13 protein-coding genes and 1 other annotated feature are annotated in these 13,902 nt (G+C 29.4%); of the genes, 9 read left to right on the top strand and 4 right to left on the bottom strand.

Going from position 1 to position 13,902, the window contains the following annotated elements:
* Positions 1 to 22 precede the first annotated feature (22 nt).
* On the bottom strand, positions 23 to 2,473 hold the full coding sequence (gene leuS / locus ACQPUY_RS02390; protein WP_430839315.1) for a leucine--tRNA ligase: 2,451 nt from the start codon (positions 2,471 to 2,473) through the stop codon (positions 23 to 25).
* A gap of 60 nt (positions 2,474 to 2,533) precedes the next feature.
* Positions 2,534 to 2,737 (bottom strand) — a binding site (T-box leader).
* A 154-nt stretch (positions 2,738 to 2,891) separates the two neighbouring features.
* Here leuS and ACQPUY_RS02385 point away from each other — a divergent pair.
* From ACQPUY_RS02385 to ACQPUY_RS02370, 4 genes are all read left to right on the top strand, one after another.
* Complete coding sequence (locus tag ACQPUY_RS02385) at positions 2,892 to 3,260, top strand: CoA-binding protein (RefSeq protein WP_430839314.1); 369 nt, start codon at positions 2,892 to 2,894, stop codon at positions 3,258 to 3,260.
* Positions 3,261 to 3,293: 33 nt separating this feature from the next.
* Complete coding sequence (locus ACQPUY_RS02380) at positions 3,294 to 3,656, top strand: YccF domain-containing protein (protein ID WP_430839313.1); 363 nt, start codon at positions 3,294 to 3,296, stop codon at positions 3,654 to 3,656.
* Between the two features lie 107 nt (positions 3,657 to 3,763).
* Positions 3,764 to 5,146 (top strand): MATE family efflux transporter, encoded by a 1,383-nt coding sequence (locus ACQPUY_RS02375; protein ID WP_430839312.1) that lies wholly within the window; start codon positions 3,764 to 3,766, stop codon positions 5,144 to 5,146.
* 24 nt (positions 5,147 to 5,170) lie between these two features.
* Complete coding sequence (locus ACQPUY_RS02370) at positions 5,171 to 5,383, top strand: hypothetical protein (protein WP_430839311.1); 213 nt, start codon at positions 5,171 to 5,173, stop codon at positions 5,381 to 5,383.
* Between the two features lie 220 nt (positions 5,384 to 5,603).
* On the opposite strand, the gene ACQPUY_RS02365 is transcribed toward ACQPUY_RS02370, so the two are convergent.
* Genes ACQPUY_RS02365 through ACQPUY_RS02355 form a run of 3 tightly spaced genes read right to left on the bottom strand, consistent with a single transcriptional unit; the run spans position 5,604 to position 7,638 of the window.
* Positions 5,604 to 6,098, bottom strand: a complete 495-nt coding sequence (locus tag ACQPUY_RS02365; protein WP_430839310.1) for a hypothetical protein — start codon at positions 6,096 to 6,098, stop codon at positions 5,604 to 5,606.
* A gap of 23 nt (positions 6,099 to 6,121) precedes the next feature.
* Complete coding sequence (locus ACQPUY_RS02360) at positions 6,122 to 6,742, bottom strand: J domain-containing protein (protein WP_430839309.1); 621 nt, start codon at positions 6,740 to 6,742, stop codon at positions 6,122 to 6,124.
* Positions 6,742 to 7,638, bottom strand: coding sequence for a DUF5685 family protein (locus ACQPUY_RS02355; RefSeq protein ID WP_430839308.1), 897 nt, complete (start codon positions 7,636 to 7,638; stop codon positions 6,742 to 6,744). Before ACQPUY_RS02355 ends, ACQPUY_RS02360 begins: the two co-directional genes overlap by 1 nt.
* Before the next feature lie 172 nt (positions 7,639 to 7,810).
* Between ACQPUY_RS02355 and ACQPUY_RS02350 the strand changes: the two genes are divergently transcribed.
* The 5 genes from ACQPUY_RS02350 to ACQPUY_RS02330 all read left to right on the top strand — a co-directional run bounded on the left by ACQPUY_RS02350 (position 7,811) and on the right by ACQPUY_RS02330 (position 13,870).
* Positions 7,811 to 8,698, top strand: coding sequence for a polysaccharide deacetylase family protein (locus ACQPUY_RS02350; protein ID WP_430839307.1), 888 nt, complete (start codon positions 7,811 to 7,813; stop codon positions 8,696 to 8,698).
* A 386-nt stretch (positions 8,699 to 9,084) separates the two neighbouring features.
* The gene (locus ACQPUY_RS02345; RefSeq protein WP_430839306.1) at positions 9,085 to 10,173 is read left to right on the top strand and encodes a BMP family lipoprotein; all 1,089 of its coding nucleotides are present in this window, start codon (positions 9,085 to 9,087) and stop codon (positions 10,171 to 10,173) included.
* Between the two features lie 141 nt (positions 10,174 to 10,314).
* Positions 10,315 to 11,835, top strand: a complete 1,521-nt coding sequence (locus tag ACQPUY_RS02340) for an ABC transporter ATP-binding protein (protein ID WP_430839305.1) — start codon at positions 10,315 to 10,317, stop codon at positions 11,833 to 11,835.
* A complete protein-coding gene (locus ACQPUY_RS02335; RefSeq protein WP_430839304.1) occupies positions 11,835 to 12,923 on the top strand; it encodes an ABC transporter permease in 1,089 nt (362 codons plus the stop codon). Before ACQPUY_RS02340 ends, ACQPUY_RS02335 begins: the two co-directional genes overlap by 1 nt.
* Positions 12,923 to 13,870: an ABC transporter permease gene (locus ACQPUY_RS02330; protein WP_430839303.1), complete on the top strand. Its 948-nt coding sequence runs from the start codon at positions 12,923 to 12,925 to the stop codon at positions 13,868 to 13,870. Before ACQPUY_RS02335 ends, ACQPUY_RS02330 begins: the two co-directional genes overlap by 1 nt.
* Positions 13,871 to 13,902 lie beyond the last annotated feature (32 nt).

The raw sequence follows: 13,902 nt of genomic DNA, 5'->3' as shown, positions 1-13,902 counted from the left end.
AAAAAGGGCAATAAGCCCTTTTTTATTTAACAACTATATTTACTAATCTTCCTTTAATAACTATAACTTTAACTATATTTTTACCTTCAGTTGCAGCTACAATATTTTCATTAGCTAATGAAGCAGCTTTAATGCCTTCTTCATCTAAATCAGTTGGAACGTTTATCTTAGCCTTTATTTTCCCATTAACTTGAATTGCAATTTCAACTTCATCCTTAATTAAAGCCTTAGGATCAAACTCTGGCCATTTTTGATTGAAAATTGAGTACTCAAGTCCTAATAAACTCCATTGTTCTTCAGCAAAATGAGGAGCAAATGGTGCTAAAATCTTTAAGAAGTCAATACAAGAATTTTTTAAGAACTCTAAGTTTTTAACATCTTCTTGTAGATATTTAGATAAAGCATTTACAAATTCCATCATTCTTGCAATTGCAGTATTGAATTGCATTTTATCAGCATCTTCAGTAACTCCTTTAATTGCATTGTGTAACCAGAATTTTAATTCTTTTTCTGCTTTATCAACAGTAGTTTTATTATTTTCACCTTTTTCTATTGCTTCTCTAGCTATTTCTAGATATCTTTCAATTCTATCTACGAATCTTGCAACAGATTTAAGTCCATCATCACTCCAAGCTCCGCCTTCAACATAAGCAAAACCAAACATTAAATACATTCTAAATACATCTGAGCCATATTCTGAAATATAATCATTTGGAGATATAGTATTTCCTTTAGATTTACTCATCTTTAATCCATCTGGTCCTAAAATTAATCCTTGGTGAGTTAGAGATTTAAATGGTTCATCAAAATCTAGGTATCCCATATCTCTTAAAGCCTTAGTAATAAATCTAGCATATAATAAGTGCATACAAGCATGCTCAGGGCCACCAACATATTTATCTACTGGAAGCATTTTGTTTACTATATCTTTATCAAAAGCTTTTTCTGAGTTTTTGCTATCTGGATATCTTAATTGATACCAAGATGAACAAACGAAAGTATCTAAAGTATCTGCTTCTCTCTTAGCAGGTTTTCCACACTTTGGACAAGTTGTATTTATAAATTCATCACATTTAGCAAGTGGTGATTTCCCATCTGGAGCAAATTCAACATTGTATGGAAGCTCTACTGGTAATTGACTTTCAGGAACAGCAACAGTTCCACAGTCTTCACAGTGAACTATAGGAATTGGAGCACCCCAATATCTTTGTCTAGATACTAGCCAATCTCTTAATCTATAATTAACTTTTGAAGAGCCTAAACCAATTGAAGATAATTTTTCAACAATTTTTTCTTTTGCTTCTTCTGTAGTTAATCCATCAAATTCTCCAGAGTTAACTAGTTTACCGTATTCGCAATATGGTAACTCATTATCTTCACCATTTTTGCTAGTTATAACTCTTTCTATAGGAAGATTAAACTTGCTTGCAAAAGCAAAATCTCTTTCATCATGAGCTGGAACAGCCATAACAGCTCCAGTACCATAAGTAGCTAAAACATAATCGCCTACCCATATAGGTACTTCCTTATTATTTATAGGGTTAATTGCGTAAGAACCTGTAAATACTCCAGTTTTTTCTCTAGATAAAGATTGTCTTTCTATATCTGATTGTTTTTTAGCTTCTTCCTTATAATCTTCAACGGATTCCTTATATTCTGTAGTAGTTAACTCATCAACTAATGGATTTTCAGGTGCTAAAACAACATAAGTAACTCCGTTTAAAGTATCAACTCTAGTAGTAAATACATCAAATTTAATGTCTGAATCTTTTACTTTAAAAGTAACTTCAGCACCAGTAGATTTTCCTATCCAATGTTTTTGCATAGCTACTGTTTTTTCAGGCCAATCTAAAGTATCTAGCTTTTGTAATAATTCATCAGCATAATCAGTGATTTTTAAGAACCATTGAGTTAAGTCTTTCTTAGTTACTTCAGTTGAGCATCTTTCACAAAGACCTTCAACAACTTGTTCGTTTGCTAAAACTGTATTACAAGAAGGACACCAGTTTACAGGAGCTTTTTTTCTGTAAGCTAATCCTTTTTCATATAGTTTTAAGAATACCCATTGAGTCCATTTATAGTAATCAGGGTTACAAGTTATAACTTCATTTTCCCAATTAAACATAGCTCCCATAGCTCTTAATTGCTTTTCCATAGTTTCAATGTTTTTATCAGTTGAATCTTTTGGATGAATTCCAGTTTTTATTGCAAAGTTCTCTGCTGGAAGTCCAAAAGCATCGAAGCCCATAGGTTGAAATACATTATATCCTTGCATTCTTTTCATTCTAGCCCAGGAATCAACAGGTCCGTAGTTAAACCAGTGACCAGCATGTAATTGACTTCCTGAAGGATACGAGAACATTTCTAGAACGTATAATTTTTCTCCTTCTTTATTTGGGTCGAATTTATAAAGATTAGTTTCTTCCCACTTATCTTGCCATTTTTTATCAATGGAAGTTCCATATTTAGCCATAATCAGTCCTCCTATAAAATAACATTTGTAAAAAATAATATAAAAAATCCCTCATCTCAATTAAGAGACGAAGGATATATTCGCGGTACCACTCTTATTAGAAAATAAAATTTTCTCACTCAAAATTATAACGGGGGTATCCCGTACTTGTTTTTAACAAGTAAGCTCCTAGGCAAGTTCTTATAATTTATACACTGTTTCGCAGCAACCAACAGTTCTCTTGAGTATAGGGATTATAGTACTACTCCTAATCATAGCAATAAATATATAATTTTAATATAACCAATTATATATTTTATTATAATATAAGTCAATGTTTAGGTAAAAGTAAAATAATATTTTATTAATAAAATTATATTATATAATTGTATATGTTGTATATATTATATAATAAAGAGAATATAAATGGAGGTTAAATATGGATATTAAAGAATTAATAAAGGTTGATAACTGGGTTGTTATAGGAGATGTAAGTAATACATCTAAATATGCTTACAAGATTCTTAATAAATTTAAAGAAAAAGATTATGTTGTAAGCGGAGTTCATCCTAAGGGAGGCAATGAAGTTTATAAGAGCCTTAAAGAAGTTCAATATAAAATTAATGCTATAGACTTGTGTATAAATCCAAAACTAGGATTGGAATATTTAAAAGAAGCAAAAAGTTTAGGTATAGAAAATGTTTTAATTCAGCCAGGCGCTGAAAGCAAAGAAATATTAAGATACTGTAAGGAAAATAATATAAATGCTATAGAAAATTGTGCTTTAGTTCAATTAAGAAGTTTGTAATGTGTATTAACTTATAAAAAAGGGGAAGTTTTAATGTCTTGTTTGGGAAATATAATATGGATTATTTTTGGTGGCTTTTTTAATGCAATAGGATGGTTTGCGTTTGGATGCTTATGGTGTATAACTATAGTTGGTATTCCAATTGGATTACAGTGTTTTAAAATGGCAAGGCTTCAATTTGCACCTTTTGGTAAAGATATAGTCACAAATAATGATAGCAGTATCAGTTTATTTTTTAATATACTTTGGTTAATATTTGGTGGACTTGAACTTTGTATTGCAAATTTAATAAGTGCTTTTTTATTATGCATAACTATTATTGGAATCCCTTTTGCTATGCAATCATTAAAATTAGCTAAATTATCTTTAATGCCATTTGGAAAAGAGATAGTATAATGCAAAATTTAAATTTTCATTTTTGAATAGTAGTATATTTCTTATATCTATATTTACAATTAATGGGGTTTGTATAATAAAGAAATATATAGAAGGAGAAAGATTTTATGACTAAAGCTAAAATGAACTTAGGTGAGGGCTCTATAGGGAAACTATTAATAAACTTAGCATTTTCAGCAATTATAGCTCAAATTGTTAATGTCTTATATAACATAGTAGATAGAATATTTATTGGAAGAATGGCAAATGGAGAAATAGCTATGGCAGGAGTTGGAGTAGCCTTTCCATTACTAATGATTATTTCAGCCTTTTCAGCTCTTATTGGTATGGGAGGAGCTCCACTTGCAGCGATAAAAATGGGAGAAAAAGATAATGATGGTGCAGAAAAAATTATTAGTAATAGTTTTTCAACATTAGTTATCATTGGTGTTTTGTGTACAATTGTATTTTTAATTTTTAGAGAAAATTTACTATTTGCTTTTGGAGCTAGTGAAGCAACTATTGGATATGCAATGGAGTATTTAACTATATATTTATTGGGAACAGTATTTGTTCAAATAGCACTTGGTATGAATCCTTTTATTAACACTCAGGGATTCGCCAAAGTGGGAATGTACACTGTAGTTATAGGAGCAATTATAAATATTGTGTTAGATCCTATATTTATATTTGTTTTTGATTTAGGTGTAAGAGGTGCCGCTCTAGCTACAATATTATCACAATTTGTATCTGCAATATGGGTTTTGTTTTTTCTTTTTAGTAAAAAGAGCATTCTAAAAATTAGAAAGGAATATTTGATTCCAGACTTTAAAGTATTACTATCAATAGTTGCCTTAGGTGTATCACCATTTATCATGCAAGCTACTGAAAGCATAGTGTTAATTAGTTTGAATAATCAGCTTCAAATGTATGGAGGTGATTTAGCAGTAGGGGCAATGACAATAATGAGTAGTATAATGCAAATTGTTACACTACCTCTTTTAGGATTATCTCAAGGGGCACAGCCTATAATAAGTTATAACTTTGGTGCCCAAAATATAAAAAGAGTTAAAAGAACTTTTAAATTACTTTTGATTAGTTGCTTAGTATATACTATAACTATGTGGGCTTCACTAATGATATTCCCAGAGTTTTTTGTTGGAATATTTAATAAAAAGCCAGAATTAATTGAAATAACAGCTTGGGGTATGAAGATTTACTTTGCTGGAATATTAATTTTTGGTGCGCAGATAGCATGTCAGCAAACTTTCTTAGCATTAGGTCAAGCGAAGTTATCACTTATAATGGCTTTATTAAGAAAAATAGTATTACTTGTACCACTAATATTTATACTACCATCATTAGTAAGTGAAGGAAATAAATTAATGGCTGTATTATGTGCAGAGCCTATTTCGGATATACTAGCTGCTATAACTACAGTTATTGTATTTACTATATTCTACAAAAGGACTTTTACAAAAAATGTAGAAGATAATAGTAAGATAACATAATACTTATGTTTGGGGGCGAGGATTTTGAAGGATAATGAAAATAAAATTGTTTTTAAAGAAATAAGAACATATGAAGAAGCTTATTATTATAATTCTGATCCTATTAGTAGAAAGAACTATGATAATAGTAAAGAGAAAATAGTAAAAAAGGAATCTAAAATTAAATACGGCGTTCTAGAATTTATAGGCTTGGTTTTTGAAGGCGCTTTAGAAATTTTATTTTCCATATTAGATTAATAATAAAAGAAGAGGTTATTGTACAATGTATAATTTCCTTCCTTTAGCTCGGAAGTGCTTCTATTAATTTTAATATGACTTGGAGCATAGAAACGAAATAAAAATTCATAATTCCGAGTAAGGAGGAATTAGCATCTTGAGTTTGTAGAAGTAAATATGTTGTGTTAGGTCGACTTGGAGCTTGCGACGGAGAACCTAATATAACATATTTACTTCTTTTTTATATTTTTTTGTGAATTTTTTCTAAATAAAAAGAAATTAATAATGTTAATGCATAGTCAAAAACTAAAAAAACAATTTGAGCAATTATTACAAATAACCAAATGGGAAGTTTAGTTATTTCTATTGCAATAAAGGATTTAAATATGAAAAATGATATAAAAAATATTATATTAAAAAATATTATTTTTAATAGTATCTCTAAAGAAATTTTATTTATTTTTTCAATATAGTATTTTATTATACCGTAAATTCCAAAGAATAATATATATAGCATTATTATATTTATAGGAAGTGTAAAAAAACCTATAATAGATGAAGCTACATATACCAAAATAGCACTTTTCATTGATCCCCTTATTAATGCAATTGGTATTAATAAAGATGCTAGTGTAAGAATGCTTATTGTACTTATAGGTAATAGTAAATTTAAATATAAAATAATAATTGTAAGTGCAACTAAAGCTGCACTTAATGTAATTTCTTTAGCTTTCATATACTAAACACCACCTAATAAATTTAACAACATCCAATAAGGTCTCCACCCATACATTCACACATAGTATCTAAACAATAAAGATTCAGACAACAATCACAAGCATTTGTGGAAGAACCACCAGTAGTTCTATAATAATTACCACTGTAGGCTGAAGTTCTTTGATGTAAAGAATTTAAAGTTTGTCGATACTCAAAATTATTTGGGTCCATATTTACTGCAATTTGAATATGTTTAAGGCCTGCATCAAACCAACCTTTATTGGTTAAAACAAATCCATATAAAAAGTTCCATTCTGCATTTCTATTTTGAATAGAATTTAATCTGCTTTCAGCTTCAGCAAAGTTTCTATTTTGAATTAATCTTCTAATTTCTGAAAGAGCATAGCTATCATTTGAATTATTAGAATAGCTATTATTAGAAGTGCTGGAACTACTATATGAATTATTATAAGAATTACCATTATTTTTTGTTAACATATCATAAGCTGTATTAATTTCTCTCATTTTTTCTTCAGCTAAGTTTTTTAAAGGGTTATCACCGTATTGATCAGGGTGATATTGCTTAATTAAGTTTCTATATGCTTTTTTTATTTCTTCTTGACTTGCGCCAGGCTTTAATCCAAGAACTTCGTATGGGTTCATTATTTGACACTCCTTTTATCTTCTCTAGTATTATTTAAAATTCCTAAGTATTTATCCATCATACCTAGTTCTAACACATTTTTTAGTATATCTTCATTTCTCTTTAAAGGTAACTTTTCAAGGATTTCTTTACAATTATAAGAACAATTAAGTATAGTAAATTCTAATCTATCTTTTATTAAAGGTAATAGTTCATCATAGGATTTATTTTCACTATTGAATAAATAATTAATTGGATTAAACTTAGTATCTTTCATATCCTTTTTTAAATCATCAAAGGCATCAATTAAATAAATCCATTTTCCTAAAGTATATCCTAGACTATACAAATTATTTCTTAACTCATCACCATCATTTATTAACTTTTTAGGATAATTTTTAAGTATATTACCAACTATATCACTAAAGGGATGACATATCTCATCTATAGAAGAAAAATTTTTATTGTTTTCAAAATTTCTAAGATCTTTAAGATTAGATTTAATAGTATTATTTATAGCATCTATAGATTTATTTATTTTTTTTTGATAAGGATATAAGATTTTTTCAAGTACCTTGCTTTTTATATCATTATCATCTTCTATGTCATCTTTTATTTTATGATAATAAAGAGTTAAGTTCATTGCAGCAGCATATTGAAGAGCATCGTTATTCATAATAACAGGTTTTTTGTCCTTTGGGTGAACAATACAACGCTTAAGCTCAAAATTAGGTTCCTTAATAGATAAGGAATCTAGTAGTACTGCTAAAAATGTCATATCATAATTTAAAACCATTCTAGGTATATTACCTGCACCACTTTTTAAATGCAGGCATAATCCGCAATAATAACTTCTGAATTTTGCAAAGTCCTTTACTTTAAGTTCTGCTTTTAGAGGAGTTACGTATCCAAACAATAAAAAACACTCCTTAATATTAGTTTAGATTAATTATACAAAAATAAAATATCATTAACAATAATTTAAGAAAAAATTAGGAATTATTAAAAAAATAGAAACAATTAAATTATATTGACAAAAAAATATTAGGATGGTATATTTTGGGAGTATTTGTCAAAAAGGAGGAATTATGAAGAAGTTTTTTATAGTGATTTCAATAATAGTATTTATAATATTTTTATTAGCCTTTGTAGGGAGACATTTTTATGAGAATAATATCAAGGAAAATTATGAAGAACAAACGAACAATGATAAAAATACAATAATCGAAAATAATGAAAGTAATAATGTTGACAAGCCTAATGAAGAGGATATAGAAGAGAAAAATAATGATTATATAATTTTAGATGTAAATGAAGTGAGAATTCCAATACTTATGTATCATTCTATATCAGATTCAGATCTTAATAATAATTTATTGGTTCCGATAAAAGAATTTGAGGCGGAAGTTAAATGGCTAAAAGAAAATAGGTTTACTCCAATGTTATTAGATGATGTATTAGAAGCTTATAATACTGGATATGTTCCTAAAAGGCCAGTTGCAATAACTTTTGATGATGGATATGCAGATAATTATACAGATGCGTATAGAATTTTAAATGAAAATAAGATGAAGGCAACATTTTTTATTATTACAAATAATACAGACACAGATAGTTTTTATATGAATTCAAACATACTTAAAGAAATGAAAGATAATGGAATGGGGATTGAAAATCACACCTCTAGACATATGGAATTTACCAATATTTCTAGAGATGAAAAAGCTATGATAATTCAAGAAGGTATTGATATATTAAAGGAAAAGCTTGGAGTAGATAGTAAATTTGTTTGTTATCCAGTAGGAAGATATGATGAAGAAACTATAGAAGTAGAAAAAGAGTTAGGAATAAAAGCGGCAGTTACAACAGAACCTGGAATATCTAGTCTTAATGATGGAATATACTCTTTAAAAAGAGTTAGGATGACTCCGATGGAAATTGATTCATTTAAAGAAATATTTCAAGAGTTTTTATAAAAAAATGAAATTTGAGGAGGAGCTAAAATTTAGTTCCTTTTTTGTACTTATAAATTAAAAAGTAATATAGCTATAATATGTGATTAGTTTTAGAAATTATATATGGTATATCTAGTAGATTAAAAGGAAACAATACAATCGTAATGATGATTTTAGTAAATTTAGTAGGCAGTTTACTTATATATATTTAGGATTAAATATATTATTATAAGTAAAATATAAGTAAATTAAACAAAATTACAAAAATACATTTTAATATTTTAAAAAAAGACGATTAATAGGTAAAAATAATATTATTTGTTGAAATAACGAATTATATATTGTATAATCTCTTTGAAAGTTCGAAAAAAATGAGTTTTTAGGCACTAACGATAAGGAGGATTTTTATGAAGAAAAAAGTAATAGCTTTAGCATTATCCGCATTAATGGTTACAGGTTTAGTAGGCTGTGGTAACACATCAGGTGCAGAGGGAGAAAAATTAAAAGTAGGTATGGTTACTGATGCAGGAACAATAGATGATAAATCATTTAACCAAGGTACTTGGGAAGGTATATTAAAAGCTACAAAAGAGTTAAGCGTTGATAGTAACTATTTAAAGCCTTCTGGAACTACTGAAGCAGATTACATGAAAGAAATAGGGAATCTTTATGATACAGGATATAAATTTATAGTAACTCCTGGATTTAAATTTGAAACTGCAGTATTTAATTCTCAAGATAAATATACAGATGCTAAATTTGTAATAATTGATGGTATTCCAAACAATGGTAAGACTGGTGATGAAAATGTAACTAATGTTGGAGAAAATACAGTTTCTATTTATTTCGCAGAACAAGAAGCTGGTTTCTTAGTAGGTGTTGCAGCTGCTGTTGAATTAAAAGAAGGAGACTTAGGATTTATAGGTGGTATGGAAATTCCATCAGTTCAAAAGTTTAACTGGGGATTCCAACAAGGAGTTAAATATGCTAATGAAAACCTAGGTACTAACATGACTATTAAAAAAGAAAACGTAGTTTACCAAGGTTCATTTGATAATGTTGCAGCAGGACAACAATTAGCAGCTACTATGTATGATAATGGCGTTAAAGCAATATTTGTAGCAGCTGGTGGTGTTGGAGTTGGTTCAATAAACGAAGCAAAAGCTAGAGTTGCAGCTGGAAAAGAAGCATGGATAATTGGTGTTGATGTTGACCAATATGATGATGGTAAATATGATGGAGATAAGTCAGTAGTATTAACTTCAGCAATGAAAAAAATAGATACAGCAACTTTTGATGTTATTAAAGATGAGTTAGAAGGAAATTTCCCAGGTGGAGAAACATTAACTTTTGATATAAAAAATGATGGCGTTGGTCTTCCAGAAGAAAATCCGAACTTAAGTGCTGAAACTATTTCAAAAGTAGATGAAGTTTATAATAAAATAAAAAATGGTGAAATAGTAGTTAAGAGTGAGCAAGGGGATTTAATTAAGTAATTTATAAAAGCTTAATAAATATAGAAGAAAGGCGGATTAACCGTCTTTTTCTTCTATAAAGATGTGATTAGATTAATTTAACATAAAAAGATAATCTAACCATAATATATGTAAAAAGTAAATAAGATAGGGAGGATACTCATGAGTTATGTAGTGGAAATGCTTAATATCCGTAAAGAATTTCCTGGTATTGTAGCAAATGATAATGTTACTTTACAACTTAAAAAGGGAGAAATCCACGCTCTTTTAGGGGAAAACGGAGCTGGTAAATCTACATTAATGGGAATGTTATTTGGAATGTATCAACCTGAAGCAGGACAAATTAAAGTAAATGGAAAGCAAGTTAAAATAACAAGTCCAAATGTAGCAAACGAATTAGGGATAGGTATGGTTCATCAACATTTTAAATTAGTTGAAAACTTTACTGTAACTGAGAATATTATTTTAGGTCTTGAGCCTAAGAAGTTCTTAACTGTGGATATAAAGAGTGCAGCAAAGAAAATAGAAGAATTATCTAAGGCTTATGGATTAAATGTTGATCCATATGCAAAAATTGAAGATATATCTGTTGGTATGCAACAGCGTGTTGAAATACTTAAGATGCTTTATAGAAATGCAGAAGTTCTTATTTTTGATGAACCAACAGCTGTATTAACACCTCAAGAAATCGAAGATTTACTTGTGATAATGAAGAATCTTATAAAAGAAGGTAAATCAATAATTTTAATTACACATAAATTAAAAGAAATTAAAGAGGCAGCAGATAGATGTACTGTTATAAGAAGAGGAAAGTACATTGGAACTGTAGATGTTAAAGAAACTTCAGAAGCAGAAATGGCAAAAATGATGGTTGGAAGACAAGTGTCATTTAAAGTTGAAAAAGAAGGTTCAAAGCCAGGAGATGTAGTTTTAAGAATAGAAAACTTATCAGTTAAAAATAGTAAGAAAGTTTTAGGATTAAAGAATTTTAATCTGGAAGTTAAAAAAGGCGAAATCGTTGGTATAGCTGGAGTTGAAGGTAATGGTCAAACAGAATTAGTAGAAGCTATAACAGGGATGAGAAATGTAGATTCCGGAAAGATATTCTTTAATGAAAATGATATTACAAAGCATTCTATTAGAAAGAGAATAGATGAAGGAATAGCACATATTCCAGAAGATAGACATAAAAGAGGACTTATTTTAGATTATACTATGGAAGATAATATGGTACTTAAAGCTTATAAAAATCCGCCATTTTCAAAGAATGGTTTAATAAATAGAGAAGAAGTAAGAAAGTACTCAGATGAAATTATAAAAACTTTTGATGTTAGATCTGGGGAAGGGGGAGCATCAATAGCAAGATCTTTATCTGGTGGTAACCAACAAAAAGGAATAATAGGTCGTGAAATTTTATCAAATCCAGATTTATTAATTGCTGTTCAACCAACTAGAGGCTTAGATGTAGGTTCTATAGAATACATACACAAAAGACTTGTTGAACAAAGAGACAATGGTAAAGCTGTACTTTTAGTATCTCTTGAATTAGATGAGGTTTTAAATGTTTCAGATAGAATAGCTATTGTTAATAATGGTGAACTTGTAGGAATTGTAAATGCCGCTGAAACTGATGAAAATGAAGTTGGATTAATGATGGCAGGAATAAAGAAAGGAGAAAGCTAATGGGAAAAAATCAAGGTATTAAATCCATAATGGCTGTATTGTTAGGTATTTTAGCTGGAGCTTTATTAATGCTAATTATGGGCTTTAATCCCGTAGAAGGATATATATATTTATTTAAAGGCGGTTTAATGAACCTAGAAAGAATAGGTAATACTATTGCAACAGCAACTCCATTAATGCTTACTGGACTTTCAGTTGCCTTTGCATTTAAGACAGGATTATTTAATATTGGAGCTCCTGGACAAATGTTATTTGGAGGATTTTGTTCTATAGCAATAGGATTAACTTTAGATTTGCCTAGAGGAATATTAGTACCTATAATTGTTCTTGCTGGAGTTCTTGGAGGTGCAGTATGGGGAATAGTTCCAGGATATTTAAAGGCTAGATTTAATGTTCATGAGGTTGTTTCATCGATAATGATGAACTGGACTGCATATTGGATAATTTATTATATGGTACCACAATACTTTAAAGGAGAGTTCTTAGAAACTGAATCTAGAATGTTATCAGAATCAGCTACTTTAAGAGTAGATTGGCTAACGAACATATTTAAAGGATCTTATATAAATTTAGGAATTTTTTTAGCTTTAATAGCGGTTTTAATAATATGGTTTATTTTAAATAAGACAGTTTTAGGATATGAATTAAAAGCTGGTGGATTTAATAGATTTGGTGCAGAATATGCAGGTATGCCTGTTAATAGAAATATAATTATCTCTATGATGATAGCTGGTGCATTATCAGGGCTTGCAGGTGCTATACAATATACAGGTAATGCTAATATAATGCAAATTGGAGTTATGCCAAGCCAAGGTTTTGATGGTATAGCAGTTGCATTACTGGGAGCAAGTAATCCAGTTGGAGTTATATTCTCATCTTTATTTTTCGGAGTTCTATATGTTGGTAAAGGCTTTATGAATGCGGCTGTAAAAGTACCACCAGAACTTGCAGATACTATAATGGCTACAATAATTTACTTTGCAGCTACAAGTATGGTAATGGATAGAGTAGTAAGGTGGCTTAAAAAGAATAAAAACAAAGGAAAAAATGATGGAGATACATCTTCTGAAAGGATGGTGGAAAAATAATGTGGAGTATAATTGAACAAGTTTTTCCATATGCAATTTCTTACACAGTTCCTTTGCTAATAACAGCATTAGGGGCACTTTACTGTGAAAGAAGTGGTATTGTAAATATAGGTTTAGATGGACTTATGATAGTTGGTTCTTTTGCAGGAGCCTTAACAGTTTCTAAATTACAGGCAAATGGAGTTGCAGGAGCTTTATGGATAGGTTTATTAGTAGCAACTTTAGTTGGAGTATTATTCTCATTACTCCATGCTTTTGCAAGCATAAATTTAAATGCAGATCAGGTTATAAGTGGTACGGCAATAAATATGATGGCAGGAGCTTTGACAATTTACTTAGCAAGAAATATTACAGGAAGTGGTAACATAAGAGTAACTAATGGATTTATTCCAAAGGATATTCCGGTACTTTCAGAAATACCTGTAATAGGTCCACTTTTCTTTACAAAGACTTATGCAACTACTTGGTTAGTATTATTAATTTTAGTTGTAAGTATATTTATACTTTATAAAACTAGCTTTGGATTAAGATTAAGAGCATGTGGTGAGCATCCACAAGCAGCAGCAGCAGCTGGTGTTAGTGTATTTAAAATGAGATATATAGGTGTTATGATATCTGGAGGACTTTCAGCTTTAGGTGGAGCTATAATATTAGTAACATATTCCGGAGAGTTTAATGGAACAGTTTCAGGACTTGGATTCCTTGCTTTAGCAGCATTAATATTTGGACAATGGAGACCTCTTGGAATACTTGGAGCAACTTTCTTCTTTGGATTTGCTTCAACTATAGCAAATGTATCACAAGCAATTCCATCATTAGCTCAAATACCAGGAGTTATACTAAAGATATTCCCATATGTAGTAACATTAATAGCTTTAGTTTTATTCTCTAAATCATCACAAGCACCAAAGGCAGCTGGAGAGCCTTTTGATGCAGGAAAAAGATAGATTTAAAGTTAAAGATATTAAGAGTTAGATTA

Origin of the sequence: Clostridium nigeriense (assembly GCF_050585245.1) — a bacterium.
Taxonomy (GTDB): domain Bacteria; phylum Bacillota; class Clostridia; order Clostridiales; family Clostridiaceae; genus Clostridium; species Clostridium nigeriense_A.
This window is presented reverse-complemented; position numbering and strand designations above follow the sequence as displayed.